At 67.7% G+C, this 22730-nt stretch carries 13 protein-coding genes and 3 tRNA genes; 12 read left to right on the top strand and 4 right to left on the bottom strand.

Annotation, left to right across the window (positions count from 1 at the left end; genetic code table 11):
* Nucleotides 1-38: 38 nt before the first annotated feature.
* Nucleotides 39-1022, bottom strand: coding sequence for an NAD(P)H-quinone oxidoreductase (locus J2T23_RS16740; protein WP_307361820.1), 984 nt, complete (start codon nucleotides 1020-1022; stop codon nucleotides 39-41).
* A 107-nt stretch (nucleotides 1023-1129) separates the two neighbouring features.
* Between J2T23_RS16740 and J2T23_RS16735 the strand changes: the two genes are divergently transcribed.
* Both J2T23_RS16735 and J2T23_RS16730 read left to right on the top strand, forming a co-directional pair.
* A tRNA-Ser gene (locus J2T23_RS16735) sits at nucleotides 1130-1217 on the top strand.
* Between the two features lie 419 nt (nucleotides 1218-1636).
* The gene (locus J2T23_RS16730) at nucleotides 1637-6154 is read left to right on the top strand and encodes an ExeM/NucH family extracellular endonuclease (RefSeq protein WP_307361816.1); all 4518 of its coding nucleotides are present in this window, start codon (nucleotides 1637-1639) and stop codon (nucleotides 6152-6154) included.
* Between the two features lie 88 nt (nucleotides 6155-6242).
* On the opposite strand, the gene J2T23_RS16725 is transcribed toward J2T23_RS16730, so the two are convergent.
* Nucleotides 6243-8177 carry an FAD/NAD(P)-binding protein gene (locus J2T23_RS16725; RefSeq protein ID WP_307361813.1) on the bottom strand — a complete coding sequence of 645 codons (1935 nt, stop codon included), beginning with the start codon at nucleotides 8175-8177 and terminating at the stop codon, nucleotides 6243-6245.
* A gap of 84 nt (nucleotides 8178-8261) precedes the next feature.
* On the opposite strand from J2T23_RS16725, the gene J2T23_RS16720 reads away from it, so the two are divergent.
* The 4 genes from J2T23_RS16720 (at nucleotide 8262) to J2T23_RS16705 (ending at nucleotide 12842) form a co-directional block, all read left to right on the top strand.
* A complete protein-coding gene (locus J2T23_RS16720; protein ID WP_307361811.1) occupies nucleotides 8262-10517 on the top strand; it encodes a prolyl oligopeptidase family serine peptidase in 2256 nt (751 codons plus the stop codon).
* 5 nt (nucleotides 10518-10522) lie between these two features.
* Nucleotides 10523-11062 carry a GNAT family N-acetyltransferase gene (locus J2T23_RS16715; RefSeq protein ID WP_307361809.1) on the top strand — a complete coding sequence of 180 codons (540 nt, stop codon included), beginning with the start codon at nucleotides 10523-10525 and terminating at the stop codon, nucleotides 11060-11062.
* Between the two features lie 92 nt (nucleotides 11063-11154).
* Nucleotides 11155-11243: transfer RNA gene (locus J2T23_RS16710), tRNA-Ser, on the top strand.
* A gap of 117 nt (nucleotides 11244-11360) precedes the next feature.
* Nucleotides 11361-12842: an MFS transporter gene (locus tag J2T23_RS16705; RefSeq protein ID WP_141158118.1), complete on the top strand. Its 1482-nt coding sequence runs from the start codon at nucleotides 11361-11363 to the stop codon at nucleotides 12840-12842.
* Here the strand turns inward: J2T23_RS16705 and J2T23_RS16700 are convergent.
* Entirely contained in the window at nucleotides 12766-14970 is a 2205-nt protein-coding gene (locus tag J2T23_RS16700; RefSeq protein WP_307361807.1) for a RecQ family ATP-dependent DNA helicase, read from the bottom strand. The two genes, J2T23_RS16705 and J2T23_RS16700, sit on opposite strands and share 77 nt — an antisense overlap.
* Nucleotides 14971-15121: 151 nt before the next feature.
* Here J2T23_RS16700 and J2T23_RS16695 point away from each other — a divergent pair, with 151 nt between their 5' ends.
* From J2T23_RS16695 to J2T23_RS16680, 4 genes are all read left to right on the top strand, one after another.
* On the top strand, nucleotides 15122-16540 hold the full coding sequence (locus tag J2T23_RS16695) for a phosphomannomutase/phosphoglucomutase (RefSeq protein WP_307361805.1): 1419 nt from the start codon (nucleotides 15122-15124) through the stop codon (nucleotides 16538-16540).
* Between the two features lie 6 nt (nucleotides 16541-16546).
* Nucleotides 16547-17044 (top strand): hypothetical protein, encoded by a 498-nt coding sequence (locus J2T23_RS16690; protein WP_307361803.1) that lies wholly within the window; start codon nucleotides 16547-16549, stop codon nucleotides 17042-17044.
* A gap of 15 nt (nucleotides 17045-17059) precedes the next feature.
* The gene (locus tag J2T23_RS16685) at nucleotides 17060-17509 is read left to right on the top strand and encodes an RrF2 family transcriptional regulator (protein ID WP_141158122.1); all 450 of its coding nucleotides are present in this window, start codon (nucleotides 17060-17062) and stop codon (nucleotides 17507-17509) included.
* Nucleotides 17510-17648: 139 nt separating this feature from the next.
* On the top strand, nucleotides 17649-18809 hold the full coding sequence (locus J2T23_RS16680; protein WP_307361801.1) for a globin domain-containing protein: 1161 nt from the start codon (nucleotides 17649-17651) through the stop codon (nucleotides 18807-18809).
* Between the two features lie 139 nt (nucleotides 18810-18948).
* On the opposite strand, the gene J2T23_RS16675 is transcribed toward J2T23_RS16680, so the two are convergent.
* Nucleotides 18949-20781, bottom strand: coding sequence for a phosphoenolpyruvate carboxykinase (GTP) (locus J2T23_RS16675; RefSeq protein ID WP_141158124.1), 1833 nt, complete (start codon nucleotides 20779-20781; stop codon nucleotides 18949-18951).
* Nucleotides 20782-21057: 276 nt separating this feature from the next.
* On the opposite strand from J2T23_RS16675, the gene J2T23_RS16670 reads away from it, so the two are divergent.
* A tRNA-Arg gene (locus J2T23_RS16670) sits at nucleotides 21058-21134 on the top strand.
* A gap of 76 nt (nucleotides 21135-21210) precedes the next feature.
* Nucleotides 21211-22665 (top strand): dihydrolipoyl dehydrogenase family protein, encoded by a 1455-nt coding sequence (locus J2T23_RS16665; RefSeq protein ID WP_307361798.1) that lies wholly within the window; start codon nucleotides 21211-21213, stop codon nucleotides 22663-22665.
* Nucleotides 22666-22730: the final 65 nt, after the last annotated feature.

The following is a 22730-nucleotide window of genomic DNA, read 5'->3' as shown; positions in this document are numbered from 1 at the left end:
CCGGATCACCCTCTCGCGCAATACCGGGTATGTATTCCTTAGAGGACCAGGAGGACCTTGCCCACATGGTCGCCGCTGTCGAAGTAGCGGTGGGCGGCACCGACCTGGTCCAGCGGGAAAGTCTTGGCAACCAAAGGGCGGATCCTGCCATCGGCCACCAGCGGCCACACGGCGTCGCGGACGGCGGTCATGATGGCACCCTTTTCCGCCACGGGCCTGGGCCGAAGCGCGGTGGCCACCACGGCCGCCCGCTTCTTCAACAGCAGCCCAAGGTCCAGCTCGCCCTTGGTGCCACCTTGCAGGCCGATCACCACCAGGCGCCCATAGTCGGCCAGGGCATCCACGTTCTGCGGGAGGTATTTTGCTCCCACCACGTCGAGGATGACGTCCGCCCCCTTGCCGCAGTTCTGCCGCCGAAGGCTCTCCGGAAAGTCTTCCTCTTTGTAGTTGATGGCAATGTCCGCGCCCAGGAAGGCTTTGGCGGTGCTGACTTTCTCATCAGTTCCGGCCGTGGTGGCCACCTTGGCCCCGAACGCCTTGGCCAGCTGGATGGCCATGGTGCCGATCCCGCCCGTGGCCCCGTGGATCAGGACTGTCTCGCCCGGCTGCAGCTGCGCCGTCATAATGAGGTTCGAGTAGACCGTTGCCGCCACTTCCGGCAGCGACGCGGCCGTAACGAGGTCAACGCCCTCGGGGACGCGCAGCACCTGCTCGGCCGGGACTGCCACCTGCTGCGCGTAACCACCCCCTGCCAGCAGGGCCACTACCTTGTCCCCCAGCGAGAACGGCCTGCTGACGCCGGGTCCAAAGCCGGCGATCCGGCCTGACACTTCCAGCCCCGGGACCTCGGAGGCGCCGGGCGGGGGCGGGTAGAACCCCCGGCGTTGCTGGACGTCGGCCCGGTTCAGCCCCGCTGCCACCACGTCGATCAGCACTTCGCCCTGGCCGGGAACCGGGGCGTCCACGTCCCGAACTTCCAGCACTTCCGGGCCGCCCGGTTCAGATATAAAGACGGCTTTCATGGACCTCTCCCGTTCCTGACTCAAATCCTGGCTGCATCCAGTGTGCACCGGGGGCTTCCCGGGCCTGTTTTGTTGCAGGCAAGTGCCTATGAAACACTACTAGCTGAGGAAGGTTGTCCGAGCGGCCGAAGGAGCTGGTCTTGAAAACCAGTGTGCGGTAACCCCGTACCAAGAGTTCGAATCTCTTACCTTCCGCAAGGGAACCCCTGGCAGCCGGCACCGGCCGCCAGGGGTTTTTGCTTTAAGATCCGCGGCCCTTCCGTGTTGCCTGCACGTAAATTCTTTGGACAAACCCCTGCCGGACCAGGATTCGGATGCTACTGGCGGGTATCGTTTGTGACTGCCGGCACACCCCCGGGTTGTCGGCGGGCATCACTCCCGCCACCAGCATCTCCGGAACGGGCTTGGGGAAAAGCCCGGACCGGACGGTGGGGCGCTCCGCTGGGGAACGCCCCACCGAATGCACGCGCCAGCAACCTTGCGTTCATTCAGTGCTGTTGTCATGTGCCTGGACAACCACCAGGCCAGGCACGATCCTGCCCAGTCCGATCCATGAACCATGGACGCACCCACCGGACCACCCACCCGGTACTCCTCAATGAAAGTAAGAGCGGATGCATCAAACACCTTGGAAGTCAGCGCTCGGCGCAGCATTGTCAGCGGGGCTCATCGCAGCCCCGCTGGCTGCTGTTCCGGCGGCCGCGGAGGTCTCAGCCGCGGCCGGCACATCCCCCGTTGTCATCAACGAGGCCTACCTGAGCGGCGGCAGCAGCGGCGCCGCGTACAAGAACAAATTCGTGGAACTGTACAACAGCTCGGACGCGCCCATGTCCCTGGACGGCTGGTCGGTACAGTACCGCTCCGCCACCGGAACGGCCGCTCCCAGCGGAGTCGCCGCGTTGTCCGGGTCCATTCCCGCCAAGGGTTACTACCTGGTGCAGGGCGGGAGCAACGGCACCAATGGCGCAGACCTGCCCGCACCGGACCTCGTGGCCGGGGCGCTCAACTTCGGCGGCAGCGGAGGCACCATTGTGCTCGCCAAGCAGCCCACCGCCGTCGGACTTCCCACCGGGTCTGTGGTGGAGCCCGTGGGCGTGGCCGATCTCCTGGGCTACGGCAGCTCCAACACGTATGAGGCCAAGGCCGCCGCGGCACCCGCTTCCAACACCGACGTGAAGAGCCTGAACCGGACCGGTGGCGCGGACAGCAACAGCAATGCCGCTGACTTCACGCTCAGCGCCGGCATCACCCCGACGTCCTCCGGCGGTACCGCGCCGGACCCCACACCGGTCCCGGACCCGGTGAACCGCACTATCGCCGAGATCCAAGGCACCGGTGCCGAAAGCCCGCTGGCCGGAGCCGCCGTCACCACCAAGGGCAAGGTCACCGCGGCCTTTCCCACGGGCGGACTCAACGGCTACTACATCCAGACCCCCGGCACGGGCGGTGACCTCACGGCCACCAACCACGCCGCGTCCGACGGCATCTTCGTCTACTCGCCCGCCACAGTGGGATCGGTGCAGGCCGGAGACTACGTCCAGGTCACGGGCACGGTTGCCGAGTACTACGGAATGACCCAGCTGAACGTCACGGCGGCTGCCGGCCTCACCAAACTGTCCGAGGCCGCACCCGAGGTCAAGCCCACCATCTTCACGCTTCCGGCCGGCGAGGCCTTCCGCGAGTCCCTGGAAGGCATGCTGCTGGCACCCCAGGGCCCCATGACCGTCAGCGACAACTACAGCCTGAACCAGTACGGCGAGATCGGCCTGGCCGGCGGCACCACCGCGCTGGAACAGCCAACCGCCGTGGCACCCTACGGCTCGGCAGAATACGCCGCCGTCGTGGCGGACAACGCTGCCCGCGGCATCAAGCTCGACGACGGGTCCAGCACCAACTTCCTCAAGGACGCCACCACCAAGGCCGAAGTGCTGCCCTACCTCACCACCGCGGATCCGGTCCGGGTGGGCTCACCCGTCAGCTTCACCACCAACGTGGTGCTGGGCTACGCCAACAACTCCTGGAAGTTCCAGCCGCTGACCCACCTGACGGAGGCCAACAAGGCCACCGTCCAGCCGGCCCGCTTCGGCGCCACCCGCACCGAGGCCCCCGCTGCCGTGGGCGGCAACCTGAAGCTCGCGTCCTTCAACGTGCTGAACTACTTCCCCACCACCGGTGACCAGATCGCCGGCTGCAAGTTCTACACCGACCGCGCAGGCAACCCCATCACCGTCAGCGGCGGCTGCAACGTCCGCGGTGCCGCCAATGCCGGGAACTTCAAACGCCAGCAGGACAAAATCGTCGCCGCCATCTCCAAGTCCGGCGCCGACGTCGTCACCCTGATGGAGGTGGAGAACTCCGCCCAGTTCGGCAAGGACAGGGACGACGCGCTGGCCAAGCTCGTGGAGGCCCTTAACATCCCCACCCCGGGCATCTGGGACTACGTCCGCACCCCCGCGAATGCACCCCCGCTGGCCGACGAGGACATGATCCGCACAGCGTTCATCTACAAGAAGGCCGCCGCCGAGCCGGTGGGCGAATCCATCATCCACAACGACACTGTCGCCTTCGCCAGCGCCCGCAAGCCGCTGGCCCAGGTTTTCAAGCCCGTCGGCGCCCCTGACGACAAGAAGTTCATCGCCATTGCGAACCACTTCAAATCCAAGGGCTCGGCTGCCACTCCGGACGACACCGACAAGGGCCAGGGCAATTCAAACCTCGCCCGCACCGCCCAGGCGCAGTCCCTGCTGGCTTTCTCCAACTCCCTGCAGCAGGACAAGGGCACCGACAAGGTGTTCCTGATCGGCGATTTCAACTCGTACGGCAAGGAAGACCCCATCAACGTCCTCACCGGCGCGGGGTACGTCAACCAGGACGACAAGGCTAGGAATGCCGACGGCACGGCCAAGTACTCCTACCTCTTCGGCGGCCTGGTGGGCTCACTGGACCACATCCTGGCCTCGCCGGCAGCCAACGGCGTGGTCACGGGTGCGGACATCTGGAACATCAACTCGGTGGAATCCGTGGCGCTGGAGTACAGCCGCTACAACAACAACGTCACCGACTACTACGCACCGGACCAGTTCCGCGCCAGCGACCACGACCCCGTGGTGGTGGGCCTGGACCTCCCGGCAGTCCCCGCCACCGTTGACCTGAACCTCCTGAACATCAACGACTTCCACGGCAGGATCGATTCCAACACCGTCCAGGTCGCCGGGACCGTCGAAAAGCTCCGTGCCGCAGCCGCGCCGGGTGCCACGGCCTTCCTGTCGGCCGGGGACAACATCGGCGCCTCGCTGTTCGCGTCTGCGGTCGCCAAGGACCAGCCCACCATCGACGTCCTGAACGCCTTGGAGCTGAAGGCTTCCGCCGTGGGCAACCACGAGTTCGACGGCGGCTGGGCGGACCTGCGCGACCGCGTCACTGCCGGCGGCACCAACGCCAAGTTCCCCTACCTGGGTGCGAACGTCTACAAGAAGGGCACCACCGAACCGGTCCTGCCGGAGTACACGGTGCTGGACCTGAACGGCATCAAGGTGGCAGTAATCGGCACCGTCACCCAGGAAGTCCCCGCCCTGGTGACTCCCGCCGGCATCGCCGACCTCGACTTCGGCGACCCGGTGGACGCCATCAACAGGGTGGCCGCCAGGATCACGGCGGAGAAGGCTGCCGACGTCATCATCGTTGAGGACCACGACGGCGCCGGGTCGGGGGTGGTGGAAGGCGCCACGCTGGAACAGGAAGTGGCAGCCGGCGGGCCTTTCGCCAAGCTGGTCACCGAAACCTCCCCCGAGGTGGATGCGATCTTCACCGGCCACACCCACAAGGAGTACGCGTGGGACGCCCGGGTGCCGGGCGCCGCGGGCAAGAGCCGGCCGATCGTGCAGACCGGCAACTACGGTGAGAACGTGGGCCAGATCCAGCTGACCGTGGACACGGCCACCAAGCAGGTGACCGGGTACAAGGCCGGAAACGTCAAGCGCACCACCGACCCCGCAGCAGAGCTGGTGGCCGCCTACCCGCGCGTGGCCGCCGTGGACGCGATCGTCAAGAAGGCCCTCCCGGACGCCTCTGTGGTAGGCAACCAGCCCATCGGCTCGGTCGCCAAGGACATCACCACGGCGTTCACCACCGACGCCACCGGTGGTGCCAAGCGCGATGACCGCGGCAGCGAATCCACCCTGGGCAACCTGGTGGCCGACTCCCTGCTCTCTTCTCTGCAGCCGGCCGAGCTTGGCGGCGCGGAGATCGGCGTCGTCAATCCCGGCGGCCTGCGCAACGAGCTGTACTACGCACCGGACGGCACCATCACCTACGCCGAGGCCAATGCGGTCCTGCCGTTCGTGAACAACCTGTGGACCACGTCCCTGACCGGTGCGCAGTTCAAGACGCTGCTCGAACAGCAGTGGCAAACCAACGCCGACGGCACGGTTCCCAGCCGGGCCTACCTGCAGCTGGGCCTGTCAAAGAACGTCAACTACACCTACGACGCCGCCCGCCCGGCCGGTGACCGGATCACGTCCGTGCGGGTGAACGGCGACCTGCTGGACCCGGCCAAGTCCTACCGGGTGGGAACCTTCAGCTTCCTGGCCACCGGTGGCGACAACTTCCGGATCTTCACCGCGGGCACCAACACCCGCGATTCCGGGCTGGTGGACCGGGATGCCTGGATCGGGTACCTCCAGAAGAGCAGCCCGGTATCCCCCGACTTCGCCCGGCGTTCGGTGGCTGTCGCCAACACCACTGCCGACGGGGTCAAGCCGGGAGAGCCCATCACGTTGACGGTCTCCAAGCTTGACCTGACGTCGCTGGGCAGCCCGGTGAACACGGCACTGGAAGCTTCGTTCACCGACGCCGCCGGAAAGGTCACCCCGCTGGGTACGGTCCCGGTCGCCGCCGGGGCCGCCGCCGTGAACCTTGCCGTGCCGGCCGGCGCTGCAGCGGGGACGGGCACCCTGGTGCTCACCGCCGTCGAATCCGGCACGGTGGTCAGGACTGCGGTCCTGGTTGCGGCGGACACTCCGTCGCAGCCGGTCTGCGTCCCGCCGGTCAAGCCCACCCGGCCCGCGGACCTTGAGGGCCAGGCGAACTACGGCCAGGCCATGGCCGCGTACCGCGCCTGCCTGCGGGGCTAACACCACTGGATGCGCCATCACTTGTGGTCCCTATTCCGACGGTTTAGCGGCCATAAGTGATGGCGCATCGCCCTTTAAGACCTGGGAATTACGCCCTGCGAAGGATGGCGGCGGCAATCTCGTCCGCGTCACGGAGCGTGCGCTGGCCACTGCGGTACGCAGGCCCGCCGGGCTGCACAGCCTCTGCGGCGATGGCGGTGCCCCACTGGGCCGAGGAGAGCTGCAGCCCCAGCACGAAGAGGCCCTCGGTGACCGACCCGTTGGCCGCCACCGGGCGGTACGGGTGCGGCTCCACGTCCAGGCCGGTGGACTCGATGGGGGCACCTTCGGCAGTCATCATGAGCTTGGGCCGCGCCAGCCCGTCGGCCAGCAGCTGCGCCAGGAGCGGTGAATCGTTGGCCGAGACCCGGTTGCCGGGGGCCAGCGCCTCCACCAGGGTCCGGGCCGCGGCCGGCGGCCCCGCCACCCACGGCGAGGAAGCGGTGAACAGCGCCGATCTCCGGTCCACGCCGAATTTCGGGTCCGGCCCCACGAAGCTGACCACCCCCGCCCGTGCCAGGGCCGCGAGCTGCTCGGACCGCAGTGCGGGCGGTCCGCTGGCCAGTCCCTCCACAAACGATTCAAACCAGCCCCGCAGGCCGGCGACCCATGACGCATCGGTGATGCCGCCGTCGGCCACCGCCGTCTTCAGGACGGCACGCCCGTGGTGCAGCGCGCCGATGGCCATCTTGACGGGGTCGTCCTCGCCCAGCGCTGAGCGGCGCGCATCGTCAAGCAGGAACTCCACGACGGCAGCATCATGCGCGCTGCGGGACTCGAAGGAACGCCCCGCCAGCGGGGCCGCGAGCCCCGGCAGGTCCAGGCGGTGGCGGGGGCCGACGTGGACGGCCAGGACGCTCTCAACACTGTCCTCCCAGTTCGCGGCGCTGTGCGCGTGCGGCTGCAGGGCTTCCTCCAGGGCAGCGAGGAAGGCGGGCGCGTCGGGCACCGCGCCGGGCTGCGAGCGCACCAGCGTTGAGTAATAGGCCCACAGGGCATCCCGGTGCAGGAGCGGCCACAGGTCATGGTCGAACGAAGGGCGGATCCCAGCCTTCGCCAGCCTCTCGATGGCGGCCTCGGTGAGGTACCGGAGCGTTATGGAGGAGGCGTAGTAGCCGTCCAGCGCCGCCTTGGCACGGTACGGGGTCCCGCGCCGCGAGGCCGCAATGATCCGGGGTTCCTGGCCGGACGGTTCATACACCAGGCCGCTGCCGTTGGGCACGAACTTGCCGCCGCGTCCCTCGGTGAGCTGGCCCATGGTGTCAAAGAAGTTCAGGCCCATGCCGCGGACCAGAACCGGTTCCCCGGCGGGGATTTGGGACCAGTCCACATCCGCGGGAACGGCCGGGGGAAAGTACTGCAGGCCCAATTGCCCGGCGGCCGCCTGCAGCTCCCGCTGTTCGGGGTTCAGCCGGGACGGCACATGCCCCAGGGCGAGCACCACGGAACCGGCGCGGATGGCCGCTCCGGTGGCCAGGCCGACGTCGAACGTTCCGTCCCCGGCCGGACGCACCGACGTTGCGGCCGTTTCGTGGAATTCAACCGTGACGCCGTCGGATGCCTTGCCCAGGAGCTCCTCCACGGTACAGCGGAGGTAGCGGCCGTAGAGGGCACGGCTGGGAAAATCATTCGATCCCAACACCGCCAGCTCCGCCCGTTCCTCCGCGGTGAGGGACGGCAGCGGATCCCGCTGCTGCCGGGCCCGCCACTGGTCGAAGGTGGTGCCGGCAACAGGTGCGGGAAGCGCCGGATCCTCGGGAACCAGGGTGGGATAGAACGATTGGGTATTCATGAGGAACAGCCGGGATTGTCCCGGCTGCCACACATGTCCCGGGCCTGCCGGGTAGGGATCCACGACGTCGATGTGCAGGGGCGCTTTCGGGCTGCGGGCGACGGCGGTGTGGGCGAGCAGCCGCTCCAGCACGCTGGTGCCGCGGGGGCCGCCACCGATGATGACGGCCCGGTTGCTCTGCGATATTTCCACGCCATACAGCGTACGGGCTGGAAGCGGAGCGTGCGCCGGACGCTTGACTTGCCAGCCATGGGGGATGTTGTTTGGATGGGGCGCATGACCACCACAGCAGCTGATCAAGCGTCCGTTCCCGGCCCCGGGGACACCACCGGCACCAACTCCCGCCAAACCGCGCCGGAACCCGTCGACGAAAATGTGTGGCTGGAGGACATCTACGGCGAGGAGCAGCTGGCCTGGGTCAAGGAGCAAAACTCCCGCACCGAGGACCTGCTGGAGGGCAGCGGCTACGACGAACTGGAGGCCGGCATCCTGGAGGTCCTTGACTCCACGGACCGGATCGCCATGGTGGGCAAGCGCGGAGACTGGTACTACAACTTCTGGCGCGACCAGCAGAACCCCAAAGGCCTGTGGCGGCGGACCACCTGGGAGAGCTACTGCACCGACTCCCCGGAATGGGATGTCCTGCTGGATGTTGACGAGCTGTCCCGCGCCGAAGGCGACGAGTGGGTGTTCCACGGTGCCACGTTCCTGCGCCCCGCGGCCGGGGAGCCCTACCGGCTGGCGCTGCTTGCCCTCTCCCCCGACGGCGGCGACGCCAACCGGTACCGCGAGTTCGACGTCGAGGCGCGCGGCTTCGTGGACCCCGCCCGTGGCGGGTTTGACCTCCCCACGGCGAAAGGCAACGTCTCCTGGCTCGACGCCGACGCCCTCCTGGTTGCCTCCACCGCGGACGGGCTGCCCAAGACGGCCTCCTCCTACGCCCGGACGGCAGTGACGCTTAAGCGCGGAGAGGCCCTGGCTGCGGCTCCGCGCCTCTTCGAGGTGCCCGAAGACCACATGATGGCCATGGCGGCCCATGACTCCACGCCCGGCTTTGAGCGGACCTTCGCGGTGGACTACATCGACTTCTTCAACCGCACCAACTTCGTGCTGCGGGACGGAAGCTGGGTGCAGATCGACGTGCCCACCGACGTCAACGTCAGCGCACACCGGGACTGGCTGCTCTTCCGCCCGCAGCAGGACTGGGCCCTGGACGGCACCACTTACCCTTCCGGCGCGCTGCTTGCCGCCAATTTCGAGGACTACCTCGCCGGCAGCCGGGACCTCACCGTCCTGTTCACCCCCGATGCCCACACTTCCCTGCAGTCCTGGAGCTGGACCCGGAACTTCCTCCTGCTCAACCTGCTCAAGGACGTCTCCTCCGAAATCCGGGTGCTCGACCCGTCCCGGCCTTCCGGCAACACGGACGGCGGCTGGGCGGCAACCCTCCTCGACGCCTGCCCGCCGCTGCATGACGTGAACGCCTACGCGGTGGACGACGAGGACGAGGCACCGGCCGACGGCGGGGCCGGTGATGACTTCTGGCTCATCGCCACCGGCTTCACCACTCCCACCACCCTGATGCGCGGCACCCTGGAACCCGGCAACCTGGAACCCGGGAGCGCCGGGACGTCCGGCGTGGTGAGCCGGCACGCGGTGGTCAAGACCTCGCCGTCGTTCTTTGCCGACGATGACTATGAGGTGGAGCAGCACTTCGCCGTGTCCGACGACGGCACCCGGGTCCCGTACTTCCAGGTGGCGCCGCGCGGGCTGGCGTTGGACGGGCAGAACCCCACCCAGCTGTCCGGCTACGGCGGGTTCGAGGTGTCACGGACGCCTGCCTACAGCGGCGCCGTTGGCCGGGCGTGGCTGGAGCGGCGGACCACGGTTTCGGAGGGCAGCGACGGGAAGGCGCCGCACTCGCGCGGCGGGGTGTATGTGGTGGCGAACATCCGCGGCGGCGGCGAGTACGGGCCGGCCTGGCACCGTGCCGCGTTGAAAGAAAACCGCCACCGCGCCTACGAGGACTTCGCAGCAGTGGCGCGGGACCTGATCTCCCGCGGTGTCACTTCGCCGCGGCGGCTGGGCTGCGTGGGCGGGTCCAATGGTGGACTCCTGGTGGGGAACATGCTCACCCGGTATCCGGAACTGTTCCGGGCCGTTTCCTGCGGTGTGCCCCTGCTGGACATGCGCCGCTACACCAAGCTCTCCGCCGGGCACTCGTGGATTGCCGAGTACGGCGACCCCGACGACCCCGAACAGTGGGAATACATCAGGACCTTCTCCCCCTACCACCTGCTCAAGGACGCGGTGGAGTACCCGGAGACGTTCATCTGGACCGCGACCTCGGACGACCGGGTGGGCCCGGTGCAGGCACGGAAGATGGCCGCCCGGATGCTGGCCATGGGCATCCCGAACGTGTGGTTCCACGAGGCCCTGGAGGGTGGCCACGCCGGCGCCTCCGACAACCGGCAGGCCGCTGCCCTGCAGGCGCGAAGCCAGCACTTCCTGTGGAAAGCGCTGGCGGGCTGACGGCCATGGCATCCCGCCTGGCCGTTCGGCGGGCTGTTGCCGCGGACATAGAGCGGCTGGCCCAGGTGCACGTCCGCTGCTGGCAGGAGACCTACCGGGGCATGCTGTCCGATGCCTTCCTCGCCGCCGTGGACCCGGCGGACAGGCTGCGGCTCTGGCAGCATTTGCTGGACCGCGCGGATCCTGCCGAAGCGTGGGTGGCGTGCGACGGCGGGACGGTGGTGGGATTTGCCGGTTCCCGCCGGCTGCCTGCCCCCGGCTCCCCGGAAGGGCACCCGCCGCCCGCCTCCGGAGACCTGGAGCTGTGGGGGCTGTACCTGCTGGCCTCGCACCAGGGCCTTGGCTTGGGCGGCCTTTTGCTGGACGCTGCCATCGGCTCGAGGGCAGCGAGCCTTTGGGTGGCAGCCGCCAACAGGCGGGCCATCGGTTTCTACCGCCGCTTCGGCTTTGCACCGGACGGCGCAGAGGACGTCCTGCCTGCGTGGGAGGACCTCCGGGAGATCCGGATGGTCCGCCCGGCGCAGGGCCGGCCGCGGAGCACTTGAACCCTGTTGACCCGGGGCGGAGCCTGTGGCGGGCACCGTTTTGCACTGCATGGCCGGATCTGCGTATCCTTGGTGGGCTAGTAATAGCAACTGGAGACGTGCCAGAGCGGCCGAATGGACTTCACTGCTAATGAAGGGTCGGGGTTAAACTCGACCGGGGGTTCAAATCCCCCCGTCTCCGCGTTTGGCCCCGGTCCCCTGGACCGGGGCCTTTTGCGTTTCCGGCGGCTTGTGGAACGCGCTGTCCGGCCAACGGACACCGCGGGCGCCGCCGGTGCCGCAGTGGCAGGATTGGCCCATGGCGGCACCCAGCAACCCAGACCACCACGACGATGCCCGGACGGGATGGAATCCGCGCCTCGCCCTCCTGGTAGCGGCAGCGTTCTTCATGGAATTCCTGGACGGCACGGTCCTCACCACTGCCATTCCCAGCATTTCGGCTGACTTTGCCGTCCCCGCCGCCAACGTCAACATCACCATGACCGCCTACCTGCTGACGGTGGCCATCGGCATTCCCCTCAGTGGCTGGCTCGCCGAACGCTTTGGGGCCAGGCGGATCTTCTGTACAGCCATCGCGCTGTTCACCCTCTCATCGTTGGCCTGTGCGCTCAGCCAGGACCTGGCCACACTGACCATGAGCCGCATTGCCCAGGGTACCGGCGGCGCCATGATGGTCCCGGTGGGAACGCTGGTGGTGCTGCGTGGAACACCGAAGTCGGACCTGCTGCGCGCCACCGCGTTCCTGGTATGGCCCGGGCTCCTGGCACCGGTCCTCGCGCCCCTGGTGGGCGGCGCGCTCACCACGTACCTGTCGTGGCACTGGATCTTCCTGGTGAACCTGCCGCTTGGCGTGGCCGCCTTTGCGGCATCGCTTCGGCTGGTTCCGACGGTGCCCGGCGATCCCGGCCGGCGGCTCGACTGGCCGGGAATGCTCCTGACAACGGTTGGCGTCGGTGCCCTGGTGACCGGGCTGGAACTTGCCAGCAGCCACCCGGGACTTCCCTGGGCCGGAATCAGTGCCGCTGCCGGAGCCGCTGCACTGACCGGGGCCGTCCTGTGGATGCGCAGGGCTCCCCACCCGCTGTTCAACCTGCAGGTCTTCCGCACCCGGACGTTCCGTGCCATGGCGACGGGCGGCTTTGTCTACCGGGTCACCATCAGCTCCGTCCCGTTCCTGCTGCCGCTGATGTTCCAGGCAGGCTTCGGCTGGTCGCCGCTGCACGCCGGCGCCTTGGTGGCAGCCGTGTTCATTGGCAACATCGGGATCAAACCGGCCACCACACCTTTGATCCGTAAGTTCGGCTTCAAGGCGGTGCTGGTGTTCGCCTCCCTGGCATCAGCCGTAACGTTCGCCCTCTGTGCCTTCCTGACACCGGAAACCCCGGCGGCTTTGATGGCCGTACTGCTGGTATGCAGCGGCGCCTTCCGCTCCATCGGCTTTTCGGCCTACGCCTCGGTCCAGTACGCGGACATTCCTCCGGCCCAGCTAACCTCCGCCAACACCGTGTCCGCCACGCTGGTGCAGCTCGGCACAGGCTCCGGCATCGCCATCGCGGCCCTGCTGATCCGGACTTTCGAGGGCCTCACCTCCGCGGCCCAGGACCCGGCGGGCCCTTTCCGCGGCGCATTCCTGGCGATGGCCGTCCTGATGCTGGCAAGCACCGTGGACAGCATCCTGCTCCCCCGGCATGCCGGGGCCGCAGTCAGCCGGCCTGCGCCAGCACCAGCGGCAGCACCGCTCCCGCCCCGGCCAACCGAAGGGCGCGCCCCGCGACGGTGAGGGTCCACCGGCTGTCGGTAAGGTCGTCGATGAGCATCACCGGCTGCCCCTGGACGGACTGCAGGGCGGCTTCGAGCTCGGAGCCCACCACCAACCGGTCCCAAACGCCCGCCAGCCGGTAGGCGCTGTTGCCACCGCGCCCGCCGGTGGGACCGCCGTGCGCCAGCTGCAGCTCCCCGAGGTAGGGAATGCGCCCGATCTCGGAGATGCCCCGTGCCAGCGAGCCCACGAGCTGGGGCTTGCCGCGGGATGGGACGTTCACGATGGCGGCCGGCCTGCCCGCCCCGCTCCATCCCGGGTTCCGGGCGTCCCCGGTTCCCCACTCGCGCAGTACCTGCACGCAGGCCTGGAGCAGTCCGGGATCCACCGGCCGGTCCTCCGCGCCGGCAGCGAACAGCTCCCGCAGGGCCCCGCCCCAGCCGAGGTCCGTCAGGCGGGCCAGGACGCGCCCGTCCGAGAGGCCCTCGCCCGGCTTGAGTTTCCCCTTCACGGGCACCCCAAGACGGTCCATGCCGCTTGGCCATTGAAGACGCGGCTCCAGGACGCCGCCCGCCCTGCTGAGGGTCTGGCTGGCTGCAGCCGTGGCGTCGGCTGCCACGTCCGCCGGGAACCACTGGCCGGCGCAGTTGTCGCACCGGCCGCACGGCCGGGCTGTCTCGTCATCCAGGACCGAAGTGATGTACTCCATCCGGCAACCAGCCGTGTCCTGGTAGATGACCATGGAGTCCTGCTCGTCCACCCGGGCTTCCGCAATGCGGCTGTAGCGCTCGGCGTCGTAAACCCAGGGCTTGCCGGTGGAACGCCAGCCGCCGCCGACCCGCTCCACCGCTCCGTCCACGGACAGGACCTTCAGCAGCAGCTCAAGCGGAGTGCGGCGAAGGTCCACCCTGGCCTCCAGGGCAACCGTTGACAGCGCGGCGCCGGCCTCGGCCAGCGCAGTCAGCACGGCCGCTGCCTTCTCTTCCGACGGCATGGACGCGGTGGCGAAGTACTGCCAGATTTCCCGGTCCTCGGACCCGGGCAGCAGCAGGACATCGGCGTTCGCGGCGCCACGGCCGGCGCGGCCCACCTGCTGGTAGTACGCCACCGGCGACGACGGCGCACCGAGGTGGACAACGAAGCCAAGATCGGGCTTGTCGAAGCCCATTCCGAGCGCAGAGGTGGCCACCAGCGCCTTGACCTGGTTGCCCTTCAGGAGCTGCTCTGCCCGCTCCCGGTCCGCCGGATCGGTCCGCCCGGTATAGGCCAGCACGTTGTGTCCCGCCTCGGACAGGAGCCGGGCAGTGTCCTCCGCCGCGGAAACGGTCAGGGTGTAGATGATGCCGCTGCCGGGAAGGTCGGCCAGATGGGTCAGCAGCCATCCCAGCCGCTCCTTGGAATTGGGCAGCGACAGGACACCCAGCCGCAGCGAGTCCCTGCCCAGGGAGCCGCGGATGGTCAGCACGCCCGCGCCGAGCTGTTCTTCGATGTCATGCACCACCCGTGAGTTGGCCGTGGCCGTGGTGGCCAGGACCGGCACCGTGTCCGGCAGCCGGGTGATGAGGTCCGCGATCCGGCGGTAGTCGGGGCGGAAGTCGTGGCCCCAGTCGGAAATGCAGTGGGCTTCGTCGATGACCAGCAGCCCTGTCCGGCGGAGGAGTTCGGGCAGCTGGGTCTCCCGGAACGCCGGGTTGGTGAGCCGCTCCGGGGACACCAGCAGGACGTCCACCTCGTCCGCGGCCAGCTGCTCACGGACGGTGTCCCACTCCAGCTGGTTGGCCGAGTTGATGGCCACGGCCCGAACCCCTGCCCGGGCGGCGGCAGCCACCTGGTCCCGCATCAGGGCCAGCAGGGGCGAGACAATCAGCGTGGGCCCGGCCCCCCGGCGGCGCAGCAGCAGGGATGCCACGAAGTACACCGCGGACTTGCCCCAGCCGGTGCGCTGGACCACCAGGGCCCGCCGCCCGCCGTCGACCAATGCCTCAATGGCTTCAAACTGGCCTTCGTGGAAAACGGCGCCCGGGTTCCCCACCAGGCCGCGAAGGACCTCCAGCGCCTCGGCGTGCGTGGCGGTCCCCGGGCCGTCCGGGCCTGCCGTATCTGCAACTGCGGTAGCGGAAACTGTGGACGCGTACTGGTTATTGGCCATTGGTTCAGTATCCCAGCACCCTCCGACACCCCGCACAGCGATGGCGCCGCTATGTGGAAACCTGCCAGGCACGCGCTGCAAAGCCACTGCTGTGACGCAGGTTCTCCCCAAACCCGTTGGCCACATGCGCCGCACACGTAAGATAAAGCCCGTGACTAGCGAACAGACAACGACATTTGATCTCTCGGCATCCTTCAAGGCCTACGACGTCCGTGGGATCGTCGGCGAGTCGATCACCGCCGACATCGTCGAAGCCGTGGGGGCCGCGTTCGTGGATGTCCTGCAGCTCGAAGGCCAGACCATCGTGGTGGGCGGGGACATGCGTCCTTCGTCCCCCGAGTTCACCAAGGCCTTCGCCAACGGGGCGGCAACCCGGGGTGCCAACGTGGAACTCCTGGACCTGATCTCCACCGATGAGCTGTACTTCGCCTGCGGCTTCCTCAACCGCGCCGGAGCCACCTTCACCGCCAGCCACAACCCCGCCGAATACAACGGCATCAAGATGGCCAAGGCAGGCGCCGTTCCCATCTCCTCCGAAACCGGCCTCAAGGACATCCAGGCCCTCTCGGAGCAGTACCTGAACTCCGGTTCCATTCCCGCGGCCGGCTCCCGCGGCCTGATCAGCGTCCGCGACGTGCTCAAGGACTACTCCGAGTACCTCCGCAAGCTGGTTGACCTCTCCTCGTCCCGTCCGCTGAAGGTGGTGGTGGACGCCGGCAACGGCATGGCCGGCCTGACCACCCCGGCCGTCCTGGGTGACGCGCTGTTGCCGAAGCTGCCCTTCGACATCGTTCCGCTGTACTTCGAACTGGACGGTTCCTTCCCCAACCACCCGGCCAACCCGCTGGAGCCGGAAAACCTCCGCGATCTGCAGGCCGCAGTGATCGAACACGGCGCGGACATCGGCCTGGCCTTCGACGGCGATGCCGACCGGTGCTTCGTCATTGACGAAAAGGGCGAGCCCGTGTCGCCGTCAGCCATCACCGGCATGGTGGCGCGCCGCGAGATCGCCCGGGCCAAGGCCCAGGGCGAGGAAAAGCCCGCCATCATCCACAACCTCCTGACCTCCCGCGCCGTCGCCGAACTGGTGGAGCACGACGGCGGCCGCGCCGTCCGTACGCGCGTGGGCCACTCCTTCATCAAGGCAGTCATGGCCACGGAAGGCGCAGTATTCGGCGGCGAGCACTCCGCGCACTTCTATTTCCGCGACTTCTGGAACGCTGACACCGGCATGCTGGCTGCCATGCACGTCCTGGCGGCCCTGGGTGAACAGGACGGCCCGCTCTCCGACCTGGCCCGCGAATACGAGCCTTATGTCAGCTCCGGCGAAATCAACTCGGAGGTGGAGGACAAGCCGGCGGCCGTGGAGCGCGTGCGCCAGGCGTTCGCGGACGAGGACCTCACCATCGACAACCTGGACGGCAGCACGTTCACGGCCAATGACGGCAGCTACTGGTTCAACCTTCGCCCGTCCAACACTGAACCGTTCCTGCGGCTCAACGCCGAGGCCACGGACCGCGCCACCATGGAACGCGTCCGCGACCGGGTCCTGGCCCTGGTGCGGGCCTAGCACCGGATGACCCACCACAAAGGGCCGGCGGCGGACGGGCACAGCGGGCAGGAGAGCTGGCGTGATTCCGTCCCCGAAGCGACGGCAACAGACCTGGAGAACCTCCTGGGCACGGGCGTCAGCGCGGCCCAGGAGCAGCTCCAGCGCGCCGGCGGTTTCCTGCCCTTCGCCCTGACCGTGCAGAACGACGGCGAGGTGCGGCTGGTTGCCGTCTCCCCGGCGGATGGCGGAGAGGGCAGTGACGGGGAGTTTGACGCCGACGCCATGATCCACGACCTGCAGGCCCTCCTCCGCCAGAACCGCGGCGACTTCCGCGCCGCCGCAGTGGTCTGCGACATCCTGCTGGTGGAGGAGGATTCGGATGCCATCCACGTGGCGGCTGAACACCAGGATGGTTCGCTCTTCGCCGCCGTGCTTCCCTACTCGGCCAACGCCACCACCCAGTCCTGGGAATACGGCGAGCTCGGCGCCGACGCCAGCGAGCCCGTAATCTGGGTGGACTAGACCAGAGTTGTCGCCATGAAAATCAACGCCTTCGCTGACGTGAGCCTGCGGGCACTCATGGTGCTCGCAGCCGTTCCGGACGGCACGCTGCTCACCACCCAGGGCATCGCGGACTCGGTGGGGACACCGTACAACCACGTAAGCAAGGCCATGGCCAGGCTGCGGACCATGGGCCTGATCGAGGTGGTGCGCGGCCGGTCCGGCGGTTCGCGGCTCAGCCATGCGGGACGCATCGCCACGGTAGGCCAAATCCTGCGGCAGCTTGATACCCGCACGGATCCCGCGGACTGCGTGTCCCCGGGCGGGAACTGCCCCCTCATCAATGAATGCAGGCTCCGCGGCGCCCTGGCCCGCGCCCGCGAGGCCTTCTACGCCGAGCTTGATTCGGTGGTAATCGGGGAGCTCCCCCAGGCCCGGCAGATGGCTCCGGTTTTCCAGATGATTGGCCTCCGTCCCGGCCTCTGAGGGCCCCTAACCGGGTGCCCGCTCCCAGTTTGATTCCGAACTTCTACAAGGTGTAGAAATGAGGCAGAAATACTCGCATTTCAGATACGAGTTTTCATCCGGCCGGACGAAGGCCCCGGCCATAACCTCAGGAGTACAGATGCTCTCGGACAAGTCCCGCCCCGTCATTGAGGCCACCCTGCCGCTGGTCGGCTCCCGGATCGGATCCATCACCCCCAACTTCTACGCCCGCCTCTTCGCGGCGCACCCCGAACTGATGGATGGCTTGTTCAGCCGCTCCAACCAGCGCTCCGGCAACCAGCAGCAGGCCCTCGCCGGCAGCATCGCGGCCTTCGCCACCCACCTGGTGAACAACCCCGGCACGCTGCCGGAAACGGTCCTTTCCCGCATCGCCCACCGGCACGCTTCCCTGGGCATCACCGAACCGCAGTACCAGGTGGTCTACGAGCACCTGTTCGCCGCAATCGCCGAAGACCTGGCCGAGGTGATCACTCCCGAGATCGCCGAAGCCTGGACCGAGGTGTACTGGCTCATGGCGGACGCCCTGATCAAGCTCGAAAAGGGCCTCTACGCCGCGCAGGCCAACGACAAAATGTGGACGCCCTGGCGGGTTGCGGCCAAGGCGCCGGCGGGAACCGGGTCCATGACCTTCACCCTTGAGCCCGCGGACGACACGCCCGTCACCCCTGCCCTTCCCGGCCAGTACGTCAGCGTCAAGGTGGCCGTTGCGGACGGCCTGCGCCAGGTGCGCCAGTACTCCCTCTCCGGCGACGCCGGCACCAGCCGTACCTTTACCACCAAGCTGGACGACGGCGGCGAGGTCTCCCCCGTGCTGCACCACACGGTGCAGGTGGGCGACGTCGTCGAAATTTCCAATCCTTACGGCGAGATCACCCTCAAGGAGGGCGACGGCCCCGTGGTCCTCGCGTCCGCAGGCATCGGCTGCACGCCCACCGCCTCCATCCTGCGTTCCCTCGCCGAGTCCGGCTCCGACCGCCAGGTCCTGGTGCTGCATGCCGAAAGCACCCTGGACAGCTGGGCCCTGCGCAGCCAGATGACGGACGACGTCGAACGCCTGGACGGTGCCGAACTGCAGCTCTGGCTGGAGAAGCCGGTCAGCGGCGCCAGGGAAGGCTTCATGTCCCTGCGCGAGGTGGACCTCCCCGCCGACGCGTCGCTGTACCTCTGCGGCCCGCTGCCGTTCATGAAGAACATCCGCAACGAGGCCATCAACGCTGGCATCCCCGCCACCCGGATCCACTACGAGGTCTTCGGCCCGGACATCTGGCTCGCCAGCTGAGTCCCCACCGCCTCCCTGACTTCGCTCCGCTCAGCCAGGGAACCCTCGGCGGCGGAGGCCCCGGTTGGAGGACGACGACGGCCCCGCACCTTTTCGAAAAGGTGCGGGGCCGTCGTCGTGAGGGAGGGTGGGGCGGCTGCTAGTGCTTGGCCATCCGTTCCTTGAGCGAATCGAGCTCGGCACGCAGGGCATCCGGGAGTGAATCCCCGAACTTGGCGTACCACTCCTCGATGGAGGCCAGCTCCGCGTCCCATTCCTCGCGGTCCACGCGGACAGCGTCCTCCACGTGGGCGTGGGTCAGGTCCAGGCCGGTGAGGTCCAGCGAGTGCCCGGCCGGAACGTATCCGATGGGGGTCTCCACGGCGTCGGCCTTGCCCTCGATGCGCTCGATGGCCCACTTGAGGACGCGGGCGTTGTCCCCGAAGCCAGGCCAGGCGAAGCCGCCGTCAGCCGTGCGGCGGAACCAGTTCACCAGGAAGATGTGGGGCAGGCGTTCCGGGTTTGCCTTGCCGGAGACGCTGATCCAGTGCTTCAGGTAGTCGCCTGCGTCGTAGCCGATGAACGGCAGCATGGCCATGGGATCGCGGCGGAGCACGCCTACCTGGCCGGCGGCCGCGGCAGTGGTCTCGGAGGACAGCGTCGAGCCCATGAAGATGCCGTTGGTCCAGCTGCGGGCCTGGGTGACCAGCGGAACGGTCGTCTTGCGGCGGCCGCCGAACAGGATGGCCGAGAGTTCAACGCCATCGGGGCTGTAGTATTCCTCGGCCAGCATGTCGATCTGCGAGATCGGCGTGCAGAAGCGGGAGTTCGGGTGGGCTGCCGGCTTGTCCGAATCAGGAGTCCACGAGTTGCCCTCCCAGTCGGTCAGGTGGGCCGGAACCTCGTCGGTCATCCCTTCCCACCACACACCGCCGTCGTCGGTCAGGGCGACGTTGGTGAAGATGCTGTGGCCCTTGGCGATGGCGCGCATGGCGTTGGGGTTGGTGCCCCAGCCGGTACCGGGCGCAACGCCGAAGAGGCCCGCTTCCGGGTTGGTGGCGCGGAGTTCGCCTTCCTTGCCGATCCGCATCCAGGTGATGTCATCGCCCAGGGTCTCCACTTCCCAGCCTTCGATGGTGGGATCGAGCAGTGCGAGGTTGGTCTTGCCGCAGGCGGAGGGGAAGGCGGCGGAAACGTAGTAGTTCTTCTTTTCCGGCGAGGTCAGCTTGAGGATGAGCATGTGCTCGGCCAGCCAGCCCTCGTCGCGTGCCATCACGGAGGCGATGCGCAGGGCGTAGCACTTCTTTCCCAGCAGGGCGTTCCCGCCGTAGCCGGAGCCGAAGGACCAGATGGAGCGCTCCTCGGGGAAGTGCACGATCCATTTGTCCGGGTTGCAGGGCCACGCGACATCGTCCTGGCCGCTCTCGAGCGGTGCGCCCAGGGAGTGCAGTGCCGGGACGAAGAAGGCGTTGGTCTCGGTGATCTTGTCCAGCACCGCGGTACCGATATTGGCCATGATGCGCATGGAGGCAACAACGTAGGCGCTGTCGGTGATTTCGACGCCGAACTTGGGGTCCTCGGCGTCGAGGTGGCCCATGACGAACGGGATGACGTACATGGTGCGGCCACGCATGGAGCCGGCGAACAGGCCACGCAGCTTGTCCTTCATCTCCCGCGGATCCATCCAGTTGTTGGTGAAGCCGGCGTCGCGCTCGTTTTCGGAGCAGATGAACGTCTGCTCCTCGACGCGGGCAACGTCGGCGGGATCGGAGAACGCGGCGAAGGAATTCGGGAACAGGTCCGGGTTGAGCCTGGTCAGGGTGCCGGCAGCAACGAGTTCGTCCGTGAGGCGGGTGTTTTCCTCTTCGGAGCCGTCAACCCAGTAGATGCGGTCCGGCTGCGTAAGCTCAGCAACCTCTTCGACCCACGCCAGCAGGCCGGCATGTGTGGTGGGTGCTTTCTCAAGCAGCGGCTTCTGCGCCAGATCGCCCATTGCAGTTCCCTTCCTCGGGTTCATCGGTGTGTCCTAAATGCTATGGTCCGGACCAGTGGAGTTTTTTGGGAGCTTGACTGACATCTCCAGTCACCGAAACTGAATTCCGCGGGAAATCAAGGAATTATTGCCGCGAAAACGCCAATTAAGTGACAAAGGTCACCTAGACCGGTCTAGTCGCCTAGATTACAGCCGCTTCGATTTGGCATCGGGCGGCGCCTCGCGTAAAGTAATTCGAGGTTCGGGGAGAGCGGTTCTCCTCCCGGGACACGGAATGCGCCCATAGCTCAGCTGGATAGAGCGTCTGTCTACGGAACAGAAGGTCAGGGGTTCGAATCCCTTTGGGCGCACCAACAAGGTCCGCACCGGTTCGCCGGTGCGGACCTTTTTAGTGCTGCCAGGACACCTTCCCCCGGCTAGGCTTTGCTCATGAATCCCGAGGCCGCTGGGCGCGAATTTGATGTTGTTGTTATCGGCGCTGGCGCCGTAGGGGAAAACGTGGCCGACCGCGTGGTCCAGGGCGGCCTGACGGCCGTGCTCGTCGAGGCGGAACTGGTGGGCGGGGAATGCTCTTACTGGGCGTGCATGCCATCGAAGGCACTCCTTCGCCCTGGTACGGCGCTCCACGGGGCGCAGACCACGCCAGGGGCAAAGGAAGCGGTCACCCGCACCCTGGACGCCGCCGCCGTCCTGGAGCGGCGCAACTACTTCACCTCCAACTGGCAGGATGACAGCCAGGTTTCGTGGGTCAAGGACACCGGCATTGAACTGGTGCGTGGCCATGCCTGGCTGACCGGCCCCAAGGCCGTCGAGGTGGCCGGCCTGGACGGCTCGCAGCACTTGCTGCGTGCGCGGCATGCCGTGGTGCTTGCCACGGGGTCCACCCCCAACACACCGCCCATCGAAGGGCTGCAGGATGTCCAGGTCTGGGGAACGCGTGAAGCGACCTCCGCCGGCGAGGTCCCGGAGCGGCTGACGGTATTGGGCGGCGGAGTGGCCGGCGCCGAACTGGCCCAGGCCTTCGCCCGCCTTGGTTCAAGCGTCACCCTGGTGGCACGCAGCGGACTGCTCGGCACCTTTCCGGAAGAAGCCTCGGCGCTGGTCGCCGCGGGATTGAGGGCGGACGGCGTCGAACTCCGGCTGCATACCGCCACGGACCGGATCAGCGCCAACGACGACGGCACCCTCACCGTAAGCCTTGGGGACGGAACCACTGTCACTTCGGAGAAGGTCCTGGTCTCCACCGGCCGCCATCCGGCACTGGAGGGCCTGGGCCTGGAAAGCATTGGTTTCGAGCCCGATGAATCAGGCCACCTGTCCCTGTCCGCCGACGCCTCGGGCCTGGTCCGGGAAACGCCCGGGGACGAACAGTGGCTCTACGCCGTGGGCGACGCCGCCGGCAAGAACCTCTTCACCCACCAGGGCAAGTACGAGGCCCGCGCCACCGGCGATGCCATCGCCGCGCGGGCAAGAGGCGCGCTGGACGGAACACCCGGCGACTGGACCCGCTACGCCCAGACGGCCAACCAGCATGCGGTGCCCAGCGTCGTCTTCACGGACCCCGAGCTGGCCAGCGTGGGACGCACGCTGAAGGCGGCCAGGAAGGACGGATACAACGCCTCGTCCGTGGAGCTGCCCATCGAGGTTGCCGGCTCCTCACTGCACTCGGAGAACTACGAAGGGTGGGCGCAGCTGGTGGTCGACGAGGACCGCAAGGTCCTCCTTGGCGCAACCTTCGCCGGCCCCGACGTAGCCGAGCTGCTGCACGCGGCAACGATCGCCGTGGTGGGCGAGGTGCCGCTGGACCGGCTCTGGCATGCAGTCCCTTCCTACCCCACCATCAGCGAGGTATGGCTCCGCCTCCTGGAGAAGTACGGCCTCTAGGCTTTATTTGAACTGACCAGTCAGTTCGGTTAGCCTTGATGCAGACTTCTTCTGCGAAAGGTGAT

Origin of the sequence: Pseudarthrobacter niigatensis, from assembly GCF_030812615.1 — a bacterium.
Taxonomy (GTDB): domain Bacteria; phylum Actinomycetota; class Actinomycetes; order Actinomycetales; family Micrococcaceae; genus Arthrobacter; species Arthrobacter niigatensis.
The sequence above is the reverse complement of the archived record's forward strand: the minus strand, read 5'-3'. Positions and strand labels throughout refer to the sequence as shown.

Bases quoted from the DNA above. Each gene is read 5' to 3' on its own strand.
- J2T23_RS16740 (WP_307361820.1), bottom strand. From the start codon at position 1,022: ATGAAAGCCGTCTTTATATCTGAACCGGGCGGCCCGGAAGTGCTGGAA.
- J2T23_RS16730 (WP_307361816.1), top strand. From the start codon at position 1,637: ATGCATCAAACACCTTGGAAGTCAGCGCTCGGCGCAGCATTGTCAGCG.
- J2T23_RS16720 (WP_307361811.1), top strand. From the start codon at position 8,262: ATGACCACCACAGCAGCTGATCAAGCGTCCGTTCCCGGCCCCGGGGAC.
- J2T23_RS16715 (WP_307361809.1), top strand. From the start codon at position 10,523: ATGGCATCCCGCCTGGCCGTTCGGCGGGCTGTTGCCGCGGACATAGAG.
- J2T23_RS16705 (WP_141158118.1), top strand. From the start codon at position 11,361: ATGGCGGCACCCAGCAACCCAGACCACCACGACGATGCCCGGACGGGA.
- J2T23_RS16700 (WP_307361807.1), bottom strand. From the start codon at position 14,970: ATGGCCAATAACCAGTACGCGTCCACAGTTTCCGCTACCGCAGTTGCA.
- J2T23_RS16690 (WP_307361803.1), top strand. From the start codon at position 16,547: ATGACCCACCACAAAGGGCCGGCGGCGGACGGGCACAGCGGGCAGGAG.
- J2T23_RS16685 (WP_141158122.1), top strand. From the start codon at position 17,060: ATGAAAATCAACGCCTTCGCTGACGTGAGCCTGCGGGCACTCATGGTG.
- J2T23_RS16680 (WP_307361801.1), top strand. From the start codon at position 17,649: ATGCTCTCGGACAAGTCCCGCCCCGTCATTGAGGCCACCCTGCCGCTG.
- J2T23_RS16675 (WP_141158124.1), bottom strand. From the start codon at position 20,781: ATGGGCGATCTGGCGCAGAAGCCGCTGCTTGAGAAAGCACCCACCACA.
- J2T23_RS16665 (WP_307361798.1), top strand. From the start codon at position 21,211: ATGAATCCCGAGGCCGCTGGGCGCGAATTTGATGTTGTTGTTATCGGC.